Source organism: Streptomyces sp. CA-251247 (assembly GCF_050952975.1).
Taxonomy (GTDB): Bacteria; Actinomycetota; Actinomycetes; order Streptomycetales; family Streptomycetaceae; genus Streptomyces; species Streptomyces achmelvichensis.
This window is the reverse complement of sequence record NZ_CP191861.1, coordinates 2,303,006-2,320,636: the sequence shown is the minus strand read 5'-3', so window position 1 is coordinate 2,320,636 and position 17,631 is coordinate 2,303,006. Positions and strand designations below refer to the sequence as shown.

At 72.0% G+C, this 17,631-nt stretch carries 9 protein-coding genes and 1 pseudogene; 6 read left to right on the top strand and 4 right to left on the bottom strand.

Features of this window, described 5'->3' with window-relative positions:
• Positions 1–32: 32 nt before the first annotated feature.
• The 6 genes and pseudogenes from ACQPWZ_RS10250 (at position 33) to ACQPWZ_RS10225 (ending at position 12,698) form a co-directional block, all read left to right on the top strand.
• Positions 33–962, top strand: a complete 930-nt coding sequence (locus ACQPWZ_RS10250) for a sugar ABC transporter permease (RefSeq protein WP_340472743.1) — start codon at positions 33–35, stop codon at positions 960–962.
• A 100-nt stretch (positions 963–1,062) separates the two neighbouring features.
• The gene (locus tag ACQPWZ_RS10245; protein ID WP_405569068.1) at positions 1,063–2,733 is read left to right on the top strand and encodes a glycoside hydrolase family 13 protein; all 1,671 of its coding nucleotides are present in this window, start codon (positions 1,063–1,065) and stop codon (positions 2,731–2,733) included.
• Entirely contained in the window at positions 2,718–3,791 is a 1,074-nt protein-coding gene (locus tag ACQPWZ_RS10240) for a LacI family DNA-binding transcriptional regulator (protein WP_405575834.1), read from the top strand. The genes ACQPWZ_RS10245 and ACQPWZ_RS10240 overlap by 16 nt, the downstream gene beginning before the upstream one ends.
• A gap of 383 nt (positions 3,792–4,174) precedes the next feature.
• Positions 4,175–5,554: pseudogene (locus tag ACQPWZ_RS10235) on the top strand (alpha-amylase); the annotation flags it as partial.
• 154 nt (positions 5,555–5,708) lie between these two features.
• Positions 5,709–11,033 (top strand): pullulanase-type alpha-1,6-glucosidase, encoded by a 5,325-nt coding sequence (gene pulA, locus ACQPWZ_RS10230; protein WP_433571159.1) that lies wholly within the window; start codon positions 5,709–5,711, stop codon positions 11,031–11,033.
• A 69-nt stretch (positions 11,034–11,102) separates the two neighbouring features.
• Positions 11,103–12,698, top strand: a complete 1,596-nt coding sequence (locus tag ACQPWZ_RS10225; RefSeq protein ID WP_433571158.1) for a SpoIIE family protein phosphatase — start codon at positions 11,103–11,105, stop codon at positions 12,696–12,698.
• Positions 12,699–12,755: 57 nt separating this feature from the next.
• Here the strand turns inward: ACQPWZ_RS10225 and ACQPWZ_RS10220 are convergent, their stop codons facing one another.
• The 4 genes from ACQPWZ_RS10220 to ACQPWZ_RS10205 form a co-directional block, all read right to left on the bottom strand.
• Positions 12,756–13,481, bottom strand: a complete 726-nt coding sequence (locus tag ACQPWZ_RS10220) for a TetR/AcrR family transcriptional regulator (RefSeq protein ID WP_433571157.1) — start codon at positions 13,479–13,481, stop codon at positions 12,756–12,758.
• Between the two features lie 36 nt (positions 13,482–13,517).
• Positions 13,518–14,579, bottom strand: coding sequence for a PDR/VanB family oxidoreductase (locus ACQPWZ_RS10215; RefSeq protein WP_433571156.1), 1,062 nt, complete (start codon positions 14,577–14,579; stop codon positions 13,518–13,520).
• Between the two features lies 1 nt (position 14,580).
• Positions 14,581–15,465: a metal-dependent hydrolase gene (locus tag ACQPWZ_RS10210; protein WP_433571155.1), complete on the bottom strand. Its 885-nt coding sequence runs from the start codon at positions 15,463–15,465 to the stop codon at positions 14,581–14,583.
• Positions 15,466–15,619: 154 nt separating this feature from the next.
• Positions 15,620–17,578: a hypothetical protein gene (locus ACQPWZ_RS10205; RefSeq protein WP_433571154.1), complete on the bottom strand. Its 1,959-nt coding sequence runs from the start codon at positions 17,576–17,578 to the stop codon at positions 15,620–15,622.
• Positions 17,579–17,631: the final 53 nt, after the last annotated feature.

Sequence of the window (17,631 nt, the reverse complement as noted above, 5' to 3'; positions counted from 1 at the left end):
CAGTCCTGACGAAAGAGAGGGGAGCGACCCCCATGAGCACCACAGCAGATCTCCCGGCCGCGGGACCGGCCGCCGAATCCACCGCCGCCGTCCCGCCCCGCGGGCGCGCCGCGGGCAAGCGCCCGCTGAAGCGCGGCGAGCGTCCCCGCTCGGCTTCCGTGCTGATCCACAGCGCGCTGATCCTCGCGAGCTTCATCGCCGCGTTCCCGATCGGCTGGATCGCCTGGATCTCCCTCGGTCCCGACAAGAGCGACTTCCTGCACCCCGGCGACATCGCCGGCAAGATCAGCTTCGAGAACTACACGACGGTCCTGAGCGACACGTCGTTCCTCCAGTGGTTCGTCAACTCGATGATCGTCGCGCTGGGTACCTGCCTGCTCGGCGTCTTCATCGCCGCCAGCTCCGGCTACGCCGTCTCCCGGATGCGCTTCCCCGGCCACCGGCAGCTGATGTGGACCTTCCTGGTCACGCAGATGTTCCCGGTCGCCATCCTGATGGTGCCGCTCTACAACATCCTGGCGAACCTCGGCCTGCTCGACACCTACTGGGCGCTGATCCTCGTCTACTGCACCACGGCGATCCCGTACTGCGCCTGGCTGCTCAAGGGGTACTTCGACACCATCCCCGCGGAGATCGACGAGGCCGGCCGGATCGACGGACTCACCCCGTTCGGCACCTTCTACCGGCTGATCCTGCCGCTGGCGCGGCCGGGCCTGGCGGTGGCGGCGTTCTACACCTTCCTCACCGCCTGGGCCGAGGTCGCCTACGCGTCGGTCTTCATGCTCAGCGACGACAAGTACACCCTCGCCATCGGCCTGACCACCTTCATCAGCGAGCACGACACCCAGTGGGACCTGATGGCCGCGACCTCCGTGCTCATCGCCATCCCGGCCTCGCTGTTCTTCTACCTGGTCCAGCGGCACCTGGTCACCGGTCTCACCGCCGGCGCCGCCAAGTCCTGACCCCCCACGAACCGGGGCGCCCGGCTGCCTGACCGGCCGGGTGCCCCTGCTGCCTGATGTTTCGCCCCCATCGCTGCACCGAGCCTCAGAGGGATCGAGAATGACCCAGTACCTGGCTGACGCCCATCACGCCGCCAAGACGACCGCGCCCGGCGCGGACTGGTGGAGAGACGCCGTCATCTACCAGGTGTACCCCCGCAGCTTCGCCGACGGGAACGGCGACGGCATGGGCGACCTTCCCGGCATCCGCAGCCGGCTGCCGTATCTGAGGGAACTCGGCGTCGACGCCGTGTGGCTGAGCCCCTTCTACGCGTCGCCGCAGGCCGACGCCGGTTACGACGTCGCCGACTACCGCGCCATCGACCCGATGTTCGGCACGCTCCTCGACGCCGACGCGCTGATCAGGGACGCGCACGAGCTCGGTCTGCGGATCATCGTCGACCTGGTGCCCAACCACTCCTCGGACGCCCACGAGTGGTTCAAGCGCGCGCTGCAGGAGGGCCCGGGGTCGGCCCTGCGCGAGCGCTACCACTTCCGCCCCGGCAAGGGCGACGACGGCGAACTCCCGCCCAACGACTGGGAGTCCATCTTCGGCGGCCCCGCCTGGACCCGTACCGAGAACCCCGACGGGACGCCCGGCGACTGGTATCTGCACCTCTTCGCACCCGAGCAGCCCGACTTCAACTGGGAACACCCCGCCGTCGCCGACGAGTTCCGCTCGATCCTGCGCTTCTGGCTCGACATGGGAGTCGACGGCTTCCGGATCGACGTCGCCCACGGCCTGGTCAAGGCCGAGGGCCTGCCCGACCTCGGCGGCAGCGACCAGCTGAAGCTGCTCGGAAATGACGTCATGCCCTTCTTCGACCAGGACGGCGTCCACGAGATCTACCGCAGCTGGCGCACGATCCTGGACGAGTACCCCGGCGATCGCATCGCCGTGGCCGAGGCCTGGACCCCCACCGTCGAGCGCACGGCCAACTACGTACGCCCCGACGAACTGCACCAGGCCTTCAACTTCCAGTACCTGGGCACCCATTGGGACGCCCCGGAGCTGCGCCGGGTCATCGACCAGTCGCTGGACGCCATGCGGCCCGTCGGCGCCCCGGCGACCTGGGTGCTCTCCAACCACGACGTGACCCGGCACGCCACCCGCTTCGCCGGTCCGCCCGCCGGTACCCAGATCCGCGAGGCCGGCGACCGTGAACTGGGCCTGCGGCGCGCCCGCGCGGCCACCCTGCTGATGCTTGCGCTGCCCGGCTCCGCCTACGTCTACCAGGGCGAGGAGCTCGGCCTCCCCGATGTCACCGACCTGCCCGACGAGGTCCGCCAGGACCCCGCCTTCGGCCGCACCGAGGGCCAGGACGGCTTCCGCGACGGCTGCCGGGTACCGATCCCGTGGACCGCGAAGGGCCCGTCGTACGGCTTCGGCGAGGGCGGCAGCTGGCTTCCGCAGCCGGACAGCTGGGCGGCGCTGAGCGTCGAGGCGCAGACCGGTGACCCCGAATCGACGCTGGAGCTGTACCGCAGCGCTCTCGCGGCGCGGCGCGAGCACCCGGCGCTGGGTGCGGGCGACGCGGTCGAGTGGCTGGACGCGCCCGAGGGCGTGCTCGCCTTCCGCAGGGAGGGCGGCTTCGTCTGCACCGTCAACACGACGGGCGCGGCCGTGCGCATCCCGGCCGCCGGCCGTGTCCTGCTCGCCAACAGCGCGGTGCGGATCACCGACGGCGAGGCCGTACTGCCCGCGGACACCACCGTCTGGTGGGCGGTGTGACGATTCCTCCGTCGCGGGGCGGCGCCGTCCAGACCGGCGCCGCCGCCCCGCGGCTCGCGGACATCGCGGCTCAGGCGTCGGTCAGCGAGGCGACCGCCAGCCGGGTCATGAACGGCAAGCCGGGTGTGGCGAGCGGCACCCGGCAACGCGTGCTCGCGGCGCTCGACGTGCTCGGATACGAGAGGCCCGTACGGCTGCGGCAGCGCAGCGCGGGCCTCGTCGGGCTGCTCACGCCCGAACTCACCAACCCGATCTTCCCCGCCTTCGCCCAGGCCCTGGAGCAGGTGCTGGCAGGGCACGGCTACACCCCGGTGCTCTGCACGCAGTTGCCGGGCGGCGCGACCGAGGAGGAGCTCGTCGAGCAGCTCCAGGAGAGCGGTGTCAACGGCATCGTGTTCCTGTCCGGGCAGCACTCCGACACCTCGGCGGATCATTCGCGCTATGCCGAACTCGCGGCCCGGGGCGTCCCGTTCGTCCTCATCAACGGCCACAGCGAGCACATCAGCGCACCGTGCGTCTCGTGCGACGACCGGGCGGCGATGCGGATGGCCGTGAACCATCTGGCCGAGCTGGGGCATGAGCGGATCGGTCTCGCGATCGGCCCCCTCCGCTATGTGCCGGCGCAGCGCAAGACCGAGGGCTTCCTGGACGGGCTCGTGTCCCTCCTCGGCTACACCCGCGCGGCGGCCGAACAACTGGTGGAGCGCTCCCTGTTCAGTGTCGAGGGCGGCCACGCGGCGGCGGCCGCGCTGCTGGAGAAGGACTGCACCGCCATCGTCTGCGGCAGCGACATGATGGCCCTCGGCGTGATCCGGGCGGCCCGCGAGCGGGGGCTCCACGTGCCGTACGACCTCTCGGTGGTCGGGTTCGACGACTCACGGTTGGTGGCGTTCACCGACCCGCCGCTGACGACGATCCGCCAGCCGGTGAAGGCGATGGCGGCGGCCGCGGTCGGCGCGCTGCTGGAGGAACTCCAGGGAAGTCCGGTGCAGAGCACGGAGTATGTGTTCCAGCCCGAACTCGTGGTCCGCGGCAGCACCGCGCAGGCACGCCGCTAGAACCTGACCCGAACGACACGCCCTGGGCGCGCTCCGCGCCGCGCGCGAGCCGTGCCCGGGTGCCGGCGCGTGACCGGACCGGCCGGCCGGGCGCGTGGGGTCCGGACAGGCCGGCCCCCCGGCCGACCGGCCCGGAGTCATGGCTGAAAACTAACACCGCTGCAAGTCTTGCGAAAGAGCTTGCAGTTGGGAAACGGCAAGATTTCCGCGGTGCAACACCGGTGTGTCCAAAGGGTTGACCGCGGACCGGCGGAATCGTACGGTCGCGACCGCAATAACTTTCTGCTGCCTTGCAGCAAGAACCCTCACAGGCCTTACGGGCACGGCGCGTTGCCGGACAAGGCTTCTCCGTCACCCGCACCTCCCCCCATGCAGGAGGAACAATGGCCGGCAGACCTCTGGCCGCGGCACTCGCCCTGGTGGCGTGTGCGGCGGTGAGTGTGGTTGCACCGGCGGGCGCCGCGCAGGCGGCACCGCCGGGGGACAAGGACGTCACGGCTGTCCTTTTCGAGTGGAAGTACGCATCGGTCGCCACCGCGTGCAGCGGCACCCTGGGCCCGGCCGGCTACGGCTACGTCCAGGTCTCCCCGCCGCAGGAGCACATCCAGGGCGGCCAGTGGTGGACCTCGTACCAGCCCGTCAGCTACAAGATCGCCGGGCGGCTCGGCGACCGCGCCTCCTTCGCCGCGATGGTGAACACGTGTCACGCGGCCGGGGTCAAGGTCGTCGTCGACGCGGTGATCAACCACATGGCGTCGGCGGACGGCACCGGCACCGGCGGCTCGTCGTACACGAAGTACACCTACCCCGGGATCTGGTCCGGCGCCGACATGGACGACTGCCGGTCCCACATCACCAACTACCAGGACCGCGGCAACGTCCAGAACTGTGAGCTGGTGGGCCTCGCGGACCTCGACACCGGCGAGGACTACGTCCGCGGACGCATCGCCGCCTATCTGAACGACCTGCTCTCGCTCGGCGTCGACGGCTTCCGCATCGACGCGGCCAAGCACATGCCGGCGGCGGACCTCGCGAACATCAAGTCCCGGCTGAGCAAGCCGTCCGTGTACTGGAAGCAGGAAGCCATCTTCGGCGCGGGCGAGGCCGTCTCGCCGAGCGAGTACCTCGGCACCGGCGACGTCCAGGAGTTCCGCTACGCCCGCGACCTCAAGCGGGTCTTCACAGGCGAGAACCTCGCCTATCTGAAGAACTACGGCGAGGGCTGGGGCTACATGGAGTCGGGGAAGTCGGCGGTCTTCGTCGACAACCACGACACCGAGCGCGGCGGCGACACCCTCAGCTACAAGGACGGCGCCAACTACACGCTGGCCAACGTCTTCATGCTGGCCTGGCCCTACGGATCCCCGGACGTGCACTCCGGCTACGAGTTCTCCGACCGTGACGCCGGCCCGCCGAACGGCGGGACGGTGAACGCGTGCTGGCAGGACGGCTGGAAGTGCCAGCACGCCTGGCCGGAGATCAGGTCGATGGTCGCCTTCCGCAATGCGGCCCGCGGACAGGCCGTCACCAACTGGTGGGACAACGGCGGCGACCAGATCGCCTTCGGGCGCGGTTCGAAGGCGTACGTGGCCATCAACCACGAGACGGCGTCGCTGACCCGGACGTTCCAGACGTCGCTGCCCGCGGGCGGCTACTGCGACGTCCAGTCGGGACGCGCGGTCACGGTGAACGGCTCGGGCCAGTTCACGGCGACGCTCGGCCCCAACACCGCGGTGGCGCTGCACACGGGCGCCCGCAGCTGCGGCTGACAGGCACGCAGCCGCAGCCGGCGGGCATCCGAGCCGGATCCCTTTCGCCGCGCGCCGGCACAGCACGTCCCCACGGGCGGGTCCCGCACATCCCGGGCCCGCCCGCCGGGCCGCACCGCGCGCGCAGGACTACCCAAGGAGAACAACCGTGTTCCGAACCGGACGACCGCGCAGAGCCGTCGTCGGCATCGTCGGGGCGCTGTGCGCCGCGCTCGTACCCGCCGCGCCGGTCGCGGCCGAGACCAAGGCCCCCGGCCCACCGTCCGACGCCAGGCTCGCCGCCGAACCGGCCCGGCACGACCTGACCCGCGAGCAGTTCTACTTCGTGCTGCCGGACCGGTTCGCGAACGGCGACGCCGCCAACGACCGCGGCGGCCTCGGGGGCGGCCGGCTCGACACCGGGTACGACCCCGCCGACAAGGGGTTCTACCAGGGCGGTGACCTCAAGGGCCTGACGAAGAAGCTCGACTACATCAAGGGTCTCGGCACCACCGGGATCTGGCTCGCGCCCATCTTCAAGAACCGGCCCGTCCAGGGCGAGGGCAAGGATGCCTCCGCCGGGTACCACGGGTACTGGATCACCGACTTCACCCAGGTCGACCCGCACTTCGGGACCAACAAGGACCTGGAGACCCTCATCGACAAGGCCCACGCCAAGGGCATGAAGGTCTTCTTCGACGTCATCACCAACCACACCGCCGACACCGTCGACTACGCCGAGAAGAAGTACGGCTACCGCCCCAAGGGCGCATACCCCTACCTCGACTCGTCCGGCCGTCCCTTCGACGACCGGGCCGGCGTCCCTGCGGTGGACGCGGACTCCTTCCCGTACACCCCGGTCACCCGCGACAACACCGGGGCCAAGGTGCCGAGTTGGCTCAACGACCCCACGATGTACCACAACCGCGGTGACTCCACCTTCGCCGGTGAGAGCTCCGAGTACGGGGACTTCTCCGGGCTCGACGACCTGTGGACCGAGCGGCCCGAGGTCGTCACCGGCATGGAGCGGATCTACCAGAAGTGGGTCCGCGACTTCGACATCGACGGTTTCCGCATCGACACCGTCAAACACGTCGACATGGACTTCTGGACCCAGTGGGCGACCGCGCTCGACGCGTACGCGGCGAAGCAGGGCCGGGACGACTTCTTCATGTTCGGTGAGGTCTTCTCCGCGGACACCGCCATCACCTCGCCGTACGTCACCCGCGGCCGGCTCGACGCCACCCTCGACTTCCCCTTCCAGGACGCGGCCCGCGCCTACGCCTCCCAGGGCGCCCCCGCGGACCGGCTCGCGAAGGTGTTCGCCGACGACTACCGCTACACCACCGACAAGGCCAACGCCTATGAGCAGGTGACCTTCCTCGGCAACCACGACATGGGCCGCATCGGGACGTTCCTGAAGCAGGACAACCCGCAGGCGGACGACGCCGAACTGCTGGGCCGGGCCCGGCTCTCCAACGAGCTGATGTTCCTCTCCCGGGGCAACCCGGTGATCTACTACGGCGACGAGCAGGGCTTCACCGGAGCCGGCGGCGACAAGGACGCCCGCCAGACGCTCTTCGCCTCCAGGACCGCCGACTACCTGGACGACGACCAGCTCGGCACCGACCGTACGCACGCCTCGGACGCCTACGACCCCGGGCACCCGCTCTACCGCTCCATCGCCGCGCTCTCCCGGCTGACCAGGAGCCACCCGGCGCTGCGGGACGGCGTCCAGCAGCAGCGGTACGCCGAGGGTTCCGTGTACGCCTTCTCGCGCACCGACACCCGCCGGAAGGCGGAGTACCTGGTCGCGGTCAACAACGGCACGGCGCCGAAGACGGTCGAGGTGACCACCGGGTCGGCGGACACCGCCTTCCGCGGGATCTACGGAAGCACCGCCGCCACGCGCAGCGACGCGGCCCGCAAGGTCACCGTCACCGTGCCCGCGCTGTCGTCCGTCGTGCTCCGGGCCGCGACGCCGCAGCCCGCGCCGGCCGCGAAGCCCGTGATCAGCCTGAAGGCACCGGCCGCCGGGGCCACCGGCACCGTCGAGATCGCCGCCGACGCCGACGGCGGGCAGCTCGCCCGCGTCGTCTTCGCCGCGCAGGTCGGCAACGGCCCGTGGCGCCCCCTCGGCACCGCCGACCACGCCCCGTACAAGGTCACCCAGCACATCGACACCACCGTGACCGCCGGAACACCCCTGCGCTACAAGGCGGTTGTGGTGGACATCGCGGGCCGCACCGCGAGCGCGCTCGCCTCGACGACCGCCGGCCAGGCGCCACCGCCCGAGAAGCCCGGAGCGGTGGACCGTGACCACGCCGTCGTCCACTACCAGCGGCCCGACGGCGACTACGACGGCTGGCAGCTGAAGTCCGGCTCCACCACCGCCGCGTTCACCGGCCGCGACGCCTACGGCGCGTTCGCCTGGATCACGCTCGACGACGGCGCCTCGACGCTCCCGTACACCGTGGAGAAGAACGGCACGGCGGACGGCCCGCAGCGCACGGTCGACCTGGCCCGCACCGGCGAGGTGTGGATCGCCCAGGGCAAGGACGCCCAGGCGGACCGCGCCCCCGACGGCGCGTACCCGCCGCAGGACAGGACGAAGGCCGTCCTGCACTACCACCGCCCGGACGGCGACTACGACGGCTGGGGTCTGCACACCTGGACCGGCGCCGCGAACCCCACCGACTGGTCCAAGCCCCTCCAGCCCGTGCGCACGGACGCCTACGGAGTGACCTTCGAGGTGCCGCTCGCCGCCGGTGCAAGCTCACTCAGCTACATCCTCCACAAGGGGGACCAGAAGGACCTGCCCACCGACCAGTCGCTGGACCTCGCGACGTACTCCAACGAGGTCTGGCTGCTCGCCGGACAGCCGAAGTACCTCCTCCCGCAGACCGGCGGGGCGCCCTCGCTCGACCTCGGTACGTCCGAGGCCCAGTGGATCGACCGGAACACCGTCGTCTGGAAGGTGAAGGCGACCGAGGCGACCAGCCAGCAGCTCGTCTACGCCGAGAAGGGCGGCATCTCCGTCGTGGACGGTGCGCTGAGCGACGAGGGCCGCTGGCTGCGGCTCGGCGCGGCCGCACTCACCGACGCGCAGAAGGCCAGGTACCCGCACCTCAAGGACTATCCGGCCTTCACGGTCGACCCGCGTGACCGGGACCGTGTGCGCGACGCCCTGCGCGGGCAGGTCATCGCGACCCAGCGGGCCGCCGGGGGAGCGCTCCTGGCCGCCACCGGTGTGCAGACGGCAGGAATCCTCGACGACCTGTACGCGCCCGCGGCCACCAAGGCCTCCCTCGGACCGGTCTTCCGCCAGGGCGCTCCCTCCCTGTCCCTCTGGGCGCCGACCGCGCGCTCCGTCTCCCTCGAACTCGACGGCTCGAGCGTCCCGATGCGACGGGACGACACCTCGGGCGTCTGGTCCGTCACCGGCAAGAAGTCCTGGACCGGCAAGCCCTACCGGTACGCCGTCACCGTCTGGGCGCCGAGCGTCCAGAAGCTGGTCACCAACAAGGTCACCGACCCCTACTCCACCGCCCTGACCACCGACTCCGCCCGCAGCCTCCTCGTCGACCTCGCCGACCCGGAGCTCGCCCCGGCCGGCTGGCGCACCCTGAGGAAGCCCGCGGCGGTCCCGCTGCGCAACGCGCAGATCCAGGAACTGCACATCCGTGACTTCTCGGTCGCGGACCGCACCTCACGGCACCCGGGCGAGTACCTCGCCTTCACCGACCGCGCATCAGCCGGGATGAAGCACCTGTCGTCCCTCGCCGCGAGCGGTACGTCCTACGTCCACCTCCTGCCCGCCTTCGACATCGGCACGATCCCCGAGCGCAGGGCCGACCGGACGAAGCCCGGCTGCGACCTCTCGGTCTACGCCCCCGACTCGCAGGAGCAGCAGGCCTGTGTCGCCGCGGCGGCCGCCAAGGACGCCTACAACTGGGGCTACGACCCGCTGCACTACACCGTGCCGGAGGGCTCGTACGCCTCCGACCCCGAAGGCACCCGCCGCACGGTCGAGTTCCGGAAGATGGTCCAGGCCCTCAACGGGACCGGACTGCGCACGGTCATGGACGTCGTCTACAACCACACCGTGGCGAGCGGCCAGGCCGACAAGTCCGTACTCGACAGGATCGTGCCCGGCTACTACCAGCGCCTGCTGGAGGACGGCACCGTGGCCACCTCCACCTGCTGCGCCAACACCGCGCCCGAGAACGCCATGATGGGCAAGCTGGTGGTGGACTCCGTCGTCACCTGGGCGAAGGAGTACAAGGTCGACGGCTTCCGCTTCGACCTGATGGGACACCACCCGAAGGCCAACATCCTGGCCGTCCGCAAGGCGCTCGACGCCCTCACCCCCGCACGGGACGGCGTGGACGGAAGGAAGATCGTCCTGTACGGAGAGGGCTGGAACTTCGGCGAGATCGCCGACGACGCCCGGTTCGTCCAGGCGACGCAGAAGAACATGGCCGGGACCGGCATCGCGACGTTCTCCGACCGGGCGCGTGACGCGGTGCGCGGCGGCGGACCGTTCGACGAGGACCCGGGTGTGCAGGGCTTCGCCTCCGGACTGTTCACCGACCCCAACTCCTCACCCGCCAACGGCACCGAGGCTCAAGCGAAGGCCCGGTTGCTCCACTACCAGGACCTGATCAAGGTCGGCCTCACCGGCAACCTCGCCGAGTACACCTTCACCGACAGCGCGGGCCGCAGCGTCAAGGGTTCCGAGGTCGACTACAACGGCGCGCCCGCCGGGTACGCGGCCGCCCCCGGCGACGCACTCGCCTACGCCGACGCCCACGACAACGAATCGCTGTACGACGCCCTCGCCTTCAAGCTCCCCGCCACCACCTCACCCGGTGACCGGGCGCGTATGCAGGTGCTGGCGATGGCCACGGCGGCACTCTCCCAGGGCCCCGCGCTCTCCCAGGCCGGCACGGACCTGCTGCGCTCCAAGTCGCTGGACCGCAACTCCTACGACAGCGGCGACTGGTTCAACGCCATCCACTGGGACTGCCGGGACGGCAACGGCTTCGGCCGCGGACTGCCGCCCGCGGCCGACAACCGGCCCAAGTGGCCCTACGCCAAGCCGCTGCTGACCGCCCCGGCGCTCACGGTGGGCTGCCCGCAGATCACGGGAGCGTCCGCCGCCTACCGCGATCTGCTCACCATCCGCACCACCGAGAAGGTGTTCGGTCTCGGCACCGCCGAGCAGGTCCGGTCCGCGGTCTCCTTCCCGCTGTCCGGCAAGGACGAGACACCGGGTGTGATCACCATGCGGGCCGGCGACCTGGTCGTGGTCTTCAACGCCACCCCGCAGCGCCGGACCCAGCGGATCGAGGCCCTGACCGGCGCCCCGTACGCCCTGCACCCCGTCCAGGCGGCCGGCGCCGACGCCGTGACCAAGGGCTCCTCCTACGAAAGGAGTTCGGGCACCTTCTCGGTACCCGGGCGAACAGTCGCCGTCTTCACCCGGAGCTGAGCTGGGCGCGCTAGCGTAGTGGACCGACTACGGAGAGGAACCATCTCCCCGGTTCGACGGGAGCGCACGATGAACGAAGCGGACGGCGCCACGGTCCTGGTCGTCGACGACCTCGAGGCCAACCGCTATGCCATGGGTGCCGTGCTGCGCCGAGCGGGGCACCTGGTCGTGCCGTCCGCGTGTGCCGGCGACGCCCTGATCGAGCTGGATGCCCGGCTCAGATCAGGTGCGTTGCCGGACGCGGCACTGGTCGATGTCGGGCTGCCGGACATGAGCGGGTTCGAGCTCTGCCGCCGTATCAAGGCGCATCCGGAGATCGCCACCATGCCGGTGGTGCACTTCAGCGCCGCGGCCGTCACTCCGCGCGACCGCACCCGCGGTCTCGACTCCGGCGCCGAGGCCTATCTCACGATCCCCGTCGAGCCCGAGGAGATCGAGGCCGTCGTCCGCGCGGCCCTGCGCGGCGCCCGTTCCCTGCACGACGCCGAGGCCGAGGCGGACCGGCTGAACCGGCTGGCCGCCGTCACCACCGAACTGCACTGTGCCCACGGCCCGCAGGAGCTGGCCGACCTCGCCGCCGGCGCGGTCGGCTCGCTCACCGGCGGCCCCGCGGCGGCTTTCGTGTTCGGGGTCAACGAGACCCTGCACGCGGGCAGCCCCCTGCGGTACGGAAGCCTGCCGGGCGTCGAGGAACGCGCGGTGGTGGCCCGGCTGATGGAGCAGTGCACGGAGGGCCGCACCGGCGTGCAGCCCCTCGTCATACCGCCACCGCTGTGGCCCGCCGGCTTCTTCCGCCCCGAACCCCGCGGCGGCGCGGCCCTGCTGCTCGCCCGCAGCGGCCCCGACCAGCCGCCGGTCTGTCTGGCGTACCCGGTCGGCCCCCGGCGCGACCCGCACACCACACTGCTGCTGCGACGGCTCGCGCACACCACCGCCCTCACGGCCCGTACGCTGCGCACCGCGGCCGAGGAACGCCATGTCGCCCTCACCCTCCAGCGCAGCTTCCTGCCCCAGCAGCCGCCCGCCCTGCCGGGCGCGGAGCTGGCCCTGCGCTATGTGCCCGCCTCGCGCAACGCCGAGATCGGCGGCGACTTCTACGTGGCCCTGGCCACCGCCGAGGGACTGCTCGTCGGTGTCGGCGACGTCGTCGGCCACTCTCTCGACGCGGCCACCGTGATGGTCGAACTGCGCCACGCGCTGCGCGCGTACGCCACCGACGAGACCGATCCGGCCGTCCTGCTGCACCGGCTCGACCGTATGCTCCAGCGCTACCACCCGGAGGCGACGGCCACGGTCTGCCTCGCCCTGATCGACCCGGCCACCGGACGCACCCGTATCGCCAACGGCGGTCACATCCGCCCGCTGATCGTCGACGGCACCGGCGGAGCCCGCTACGCGGAGGTGTCGGGCCCGCTCCTCGGCCTGGGGCTGGGGCGCCCGCGGCCGGCCGAGGTCCGGCTCGCCGGCAGCGAGCGGCTGTTGATGGTCACCGACGGACTGATCGAGACCCGGGGAACCGATCTCGCGGTCTCGATGGACCGGCTGCGCCACGCTGCCTGCCAGGCGCCGCCGGGGGTCGAGGCGCTGTGCGACTCCCTGCTCGACTGCTTCGGCACCCGTGAGGACGATGTGGCGCTGCTGGCCCTGCGGATGACGGGGCTCTGACCGGGCTCTGACCGGGGACCGACGCCAGGACCGGGGCCGTGAGCGTCCGGTGCCGTGCTACGGCCGGCGCTGGGACGGCACCGTGCCCACGAGCGCGGGCGCCAGTGTCATGAGCCGGCCGACCAGATCACCGAAGGGTCCCTCGCCGGGTTCGTCCGTCAGGACGCCGCTCAGGATGCCGGCCATCTCCTCGTCGTAGGCCGCGCTCACCGCGCACAGCGCGGCGAAGTCGTGCACGAGCTGCAACTCCAGCTCGGTGCGCGGGATCCGGCGCCCGTCCAGCCAGATCAGCGCCGTCGACTCCGCGAGGGAGACCCAGGAGCGGACGACCAACGCGAGCCGCGCGGGCGGGCGACGGACGCCGAGGTGCGCGAGGATCTGCTCGTACGCGGCCTGCCGCACCTCGTCGATCATCGCGTTGGTGGTGGTCGATCCGACGGCCGGACCACCGCGCATCAGCGCGGAGAAGCCCGGCCCGTGCTCCTCCACGAAGTCGAAGTACCGGCGCATCACCCGCAGCAGCCGTGCACCGAGCGGCCCCTCGCGCGGTTCGATGAACCGGCCGGCCAGCTCGTCGGCCGCGCGCCGCAGCGCGGCCTCGTACAGGCTCTGCTTGCCGGGGAAGTAGTGGTAGACGAGAGGCCGCGAGATACCCGCGGCCGCGGCTATCTCGTCGATCGACACCTCATCGGGGGAGCGGGCGCTGAAGAGCTCCAGCGCCACACCGATCAGCTGCTGCCTGCGCTCCTCGACGCCCATCCTGCGGCGTACCCCGGTCGTCATGCCGACAGCCTACCGACTTCACTCCGTGCGCCTGTTCTACAGGTCGAGCACCAGCCGTCCGCCGTGACAGCGCGAGACGCAGATGAGCATCGAGTCCTCCCGCTCGCCGTCGGTCAGCAGTTCGTCGCGGTGGTCGATCTCGCCCGCCAGGACGCGCTGTTGGCAGGTGCCGCAGAAGCCCTGCTCGCAGGAGTACGAGACATCCCGCACCTCGGCGCGGACCGCCGCCAGCACCGACTGGCCCTCGGCGACCCGAACGGTCCGTCCGGTACGGCGGAGTTCGACCTCGAAGGGGCCGCCGCCCGCCTGCGCTCCCGGTGCGAACCGCTCCAGATGCGGCTGCCTGCCCTCCGGGAGCAGGCGGGTGACCGCGTCCATGAGCCCGTTCGGGCCGCAGCAGTACACCGCGGTCTCCGCCGGGGTGCCGGCGAGGAACGCGAGGTCCGGCAGCCCGGATTCGTCCTCGGCGACGATCGTGACCCGGCCGCCGTCGGCCCCCAGCTTCTCGACCTCGTCGAGGAACGGCATCGAGGCGCGGGAGCGGCCGCAGTACACCAGCCGCCAGTCGGCGCCCGCGGCCTCGGCGGCCCGCAGCATCGGCAGTACGGGCGTGATGCCGATACCGCCCGCCACGAAGAGATAGGCGGCGGAGCGGACCAGGGCGAACCGGTTGCGCGGCCCGCGGATCTCGATCTCGGTGCCTTCGTGGAGCTGTTCGTGCACCTCGCGCGAACCGCCCCGGCCGTCCTCGATCAGTCGCGCGGCCACCGTGTAGGTGCCCGACTCGGCCGGGTCGCCGCAGAGCGAGTACTGGCGCACCAGCCCGGACGGCAGCACCAGATCGAGGTGGGCGCCGGGCTCCCACGGAGGCAGATCCGTGCCCTCCAGGCGCAGCCGGACCACACCCTCGGCGGCGGAGGTCCGTTCGGTGACCAGCGCCCGCCGGGTCGCCGTGGCGCCGCGGCCGCGCCCCGACACCGGCTCCTCCAGGGCGGGCAGTGGCCACAGCGGCGAGGTCCCGATCCGGCGGCGCAGGGCCCGCCGGGTGAGCAGCGCCGCGCCGGCGACGAGGGCGAGGGTACGCAGGCGGGCCGCCATCTCAGTGGCCCCCGTTCGCGGCCGGGGACGCGGCGAGATAGGCGACGGCCTGCGCCGTGCTGCCCTCCTGCGACGGGTGGTAGCCGCGGCTCAGATAGCGGGGAACGGAGCGCAGCATCGCGGACGTCGACGGCAGGACGCCCTGCCGTCCCGCGCGGACGAACTGCGGAAGGCTCGCCCGGCCGTCCTTGAGGGACGGGTCGTTCTCCATGAAGAAGCGCGCACCGCGCTGCCACAGGAACACCAGCGCGGAGAACGCCGTCGCCCAGGTGCGCACCCGGCGCCGGTAGCCGCCGTCGACATGCATGAACAGCTCGAAGGCCACCGAACGGTGCTCGACCTCCTCGGCGCCGTGCCAGCGCAGCAGATCCAGCAGCGTGGCGTCGGCGCCGCGGCGGTCCAGCTCGTCCGCGTTGAGCACCCAGTTGCCGAGGAAGGCGGTGTAGTGCTCGATCGCCGCGATGATGGCGACCCGCTCCATCAGCCACCACTCACGCGGCCTGCCCGGCGGCAGGGTGCGGTCGCCGAGCAGCTTCTCGAAGAGCCAGTCCACCTGCGCGGTGTACGGCGTCGGATCCAGACCGAGCTTCTTCAGATGCGGCAGTACGTCGTCGTGCGCCTGGGAGTGCATCGCCTCCTGCCCGATGAAGCCGATGACGTCCGCGCGCAGTTCCTCGTCCGTGATGTACGGCAGGACCTGCTGGTAGACGTGCACGAACCAGCGCTCGCCGGCCGGGAGGAGGAGGTGCAGCACATTGATGGTGTGGGTCGCGAACGGGTCACCGGGGACCCAGTGGAGCGGGGTCTCCTGCCAGTCGAAGGAGACCTTGCGGGCCTTGAGCGCGATCCGCTCCGAAGCCTCCGGCGCAGGCTGCGTGTTAGACATGGCGTCAATGTACTGACGGGTAAGCTCCGGCGACAGGGGTGTGCACCCGATTTCCGGCCCGCGCAGTGCACCGCGTCCGCCCCGGGGAGAGCGCTCGTGACGCCCTTCCCCGGAACGGCCGTTCGCCGGAGCGCGCCCGGTGCGGGGCGCCCGTTCAGTGCAGTGTGCCCACCCGGTTCCCGTCCGACAGCACGCCGTTGAGCTCCGCCCGCGCACCCGCCTTCGCGCGCACCGCCAGCAGCCGGCCCGTGGCGCTGCCGTCCACACCGCCCGACGTGGCGAGCGAGGCGAACTGCCCGCTGCCCGCCGCCAGGACGTACCAACTGCCCGCGCGCGACTTCCACAGCACCCCGGCCAGCACCTTCGGGTCCCGCACCCCGCAGGCCGGCGAGTCCTCGGCCCGCGCGGCGATCGCGCCCGGCGCGCCGGGCAACGTCCCCGGTGCGTGGAACTGGGCCATGACCCGGCTGCCCGGCCCCCGCCAGGTCTCCGCCCGCGTACACAGCCAGGCCGCCGTGCCGTTCGCCTCGGGCAGCGACTGCTGGGCGTACTGCCACAGATTGACGCTGCGCACGCCGTGCGAGGCGACTCCCGGCAGCAGACAGGCCGTTCGCGCCCACGCGGCACGCTCCACCGCGCCGCCGAGATCCTTCGGGGCCGACGGCGTGCCGTAGGTGAGACGGGCCGGGGTCAGCTCGCCGAGGTCGGTCAGCAGCCGGTCGGCCGCAGAGTCGCGCAGCTCCAGTACGTCCCAGGAGCGGCAGTCCCGCGCCTGCGCCGGACTCGGCAGCGGGTTCGTCAGGCCGTCCTTGTCCCGGCGCAGCGGACGCGCCCCGCCCTCCGGGGTGAGCAGGTCCCGTACGGACGTGGTCCGGACCCAGGGAGCCGTCAGATAGCGGACGTTGCCGTCGGTGCGGCCGGCCACCAGGGCGCTCGCCGACGCGGAGTCGGCGTCGTCCGTGCGCGCGAAGTCGAGCGCCACCCCGCCGGTGCCCTCCTTCGGCTCGGCGTACCGCACCACCCGCAGTCCGTCGTGCAGCAGCACCACCCGAGCCCGGTCCACCACTCCCGCGTACAGCAACTGCGGCGGGCCCATCGGCGGCCCCGGCGGGGTTGCGGGGGTGGCCGATGTCTGAACGGCGCTGCCGGGCCTGGCCCAGACGGCGAGTGCCCGGCGGAGCAGGGCGTCGTCGCCGGTGAGCCCGCCCCGGGCCGGCCAGACGGAGAAGTCCCTGCGGGCGGAGTACTGCCACGCCGTGGGGGAGACCCGCACCAGGCGGCCGGGGTCGAGGGCCGCCTCGGCCGAGGGGTTACGGGCATACGCCGGCGCGGCGGCACCGTCCGGGCCCCAGCCCTCGCCCGGCAGCCCGAGCAGCGCCCCGCAGACCGCGAGCGCCGCGGCCGCCACCAGCGCCGCCTTCGCGTGCTGGCGGCGGCGCATCAGATCGGTGGGTCGCGCCTGGAGCGAACACGGGTCGAACTCGGCGGAGTCGAGCAGCGCCGGATCGCTCCCGGCCATGCCGTCGGCCTCCGCGAGCGCCGCGTGCGGATCGGCCACTCCGGCGTCGGTGAGCACCTGGGTCACGTCGGCGTCCGGCAGGTTCTCCAGAGCGCGCAGGACGTACGCGGCCCGGCCGGGGCCGGACAGCGCCGAGAGCCGCTGGTCCAGGGCGAGTTCGTCGGCGCCACCGGAGCGCGGAAAGACCCGCAGGCCCCAGACGTGCGGCAGCAGCGGCGGCAACTGCGCCCGCTTCGGGCGGGCGAACCGCCGCAGCGGCAGCCCGGCGTCCAGCGCCTGGCGCAGCACCCGCCCCCGGACATAGAGATAGCCGGGGTCGGCGGCGTTCTCCGGCCGGCCGCCCGCGCGGGCGGCAGCGGTGCCGCCGGCGTTCGCGGGGACGGTCCGGCCGCGCGGCAGCGAGCGCTGCGCGAGCGCGTGCGCGGTCAGCACACGGCGGTTGCGGCCGAGGCTGGGGGGCAGCACCAGATAGGCGATCCGGACGAGGCGGGGGTAGTGCTCGACCAGGGCCGCCTCGGCCTGGTCGAGCTCCACCCGGCCGGTCGGAGCGGGCGACGGCGGGGCAGGCGGGGTGACGACATCCTGTGGGCGCACGTTCAGCAGAACGAGCGAATGGTCGTATGGTCACCGCCCCGGTGGTGAGACGG

What these genes read in the sequence shown, in the direction of transcription:
- ACQPWZ_RS10225 (WP_433571158.1), top strand. Translation starts at nt 11,103, where the DNA reads ATGAACGAAGCGGACGGCGCCACGGTCCTGGTCGTCGACGACCTCGAG.
- ACQPWZ_RS10210 (WP_433571155.1), bottom strand. Translation starts at nt 15,465, where the DNA reads ATGTCTAACACGCAGCCTGCGCCGGAGGCTTCGGAGCGGATCGCGCTC.
- ACQPWZ_RS10220 (WP_433571157.1), bottom strand. Translation starts at nt 13,481, where the DNA reads ATGACGACCGGGGTACGCCGCAGGATGGGCGTCGAGGAGCGCAGGCAG.
- ACQPWZ_RS10215 (WP_433571156.1), bottom strand. Translation starts at nt 14,579, where the DNA reads ATGGCGGCCCGCCTGCGTACCCTCGCCCTCGTCGCCGGCGCGGCGCTG.
- ACQPWZ_RS10250 (WP_340472743.1), top strand. Translation starts at nt 33, where the DNA reads ATGAGCACCACAGCAGATCTCCCGGCCGCGGGACCGGCCGCCGAATCC.
- ACQPWZ_RS10245 (WP_405569068.1), top strand. Translation starts at nt 1,063, where the DNA reads ATGACCCAGTACCTGGCTGACGCCCATCACGCCGCCAAGACGACCGCG.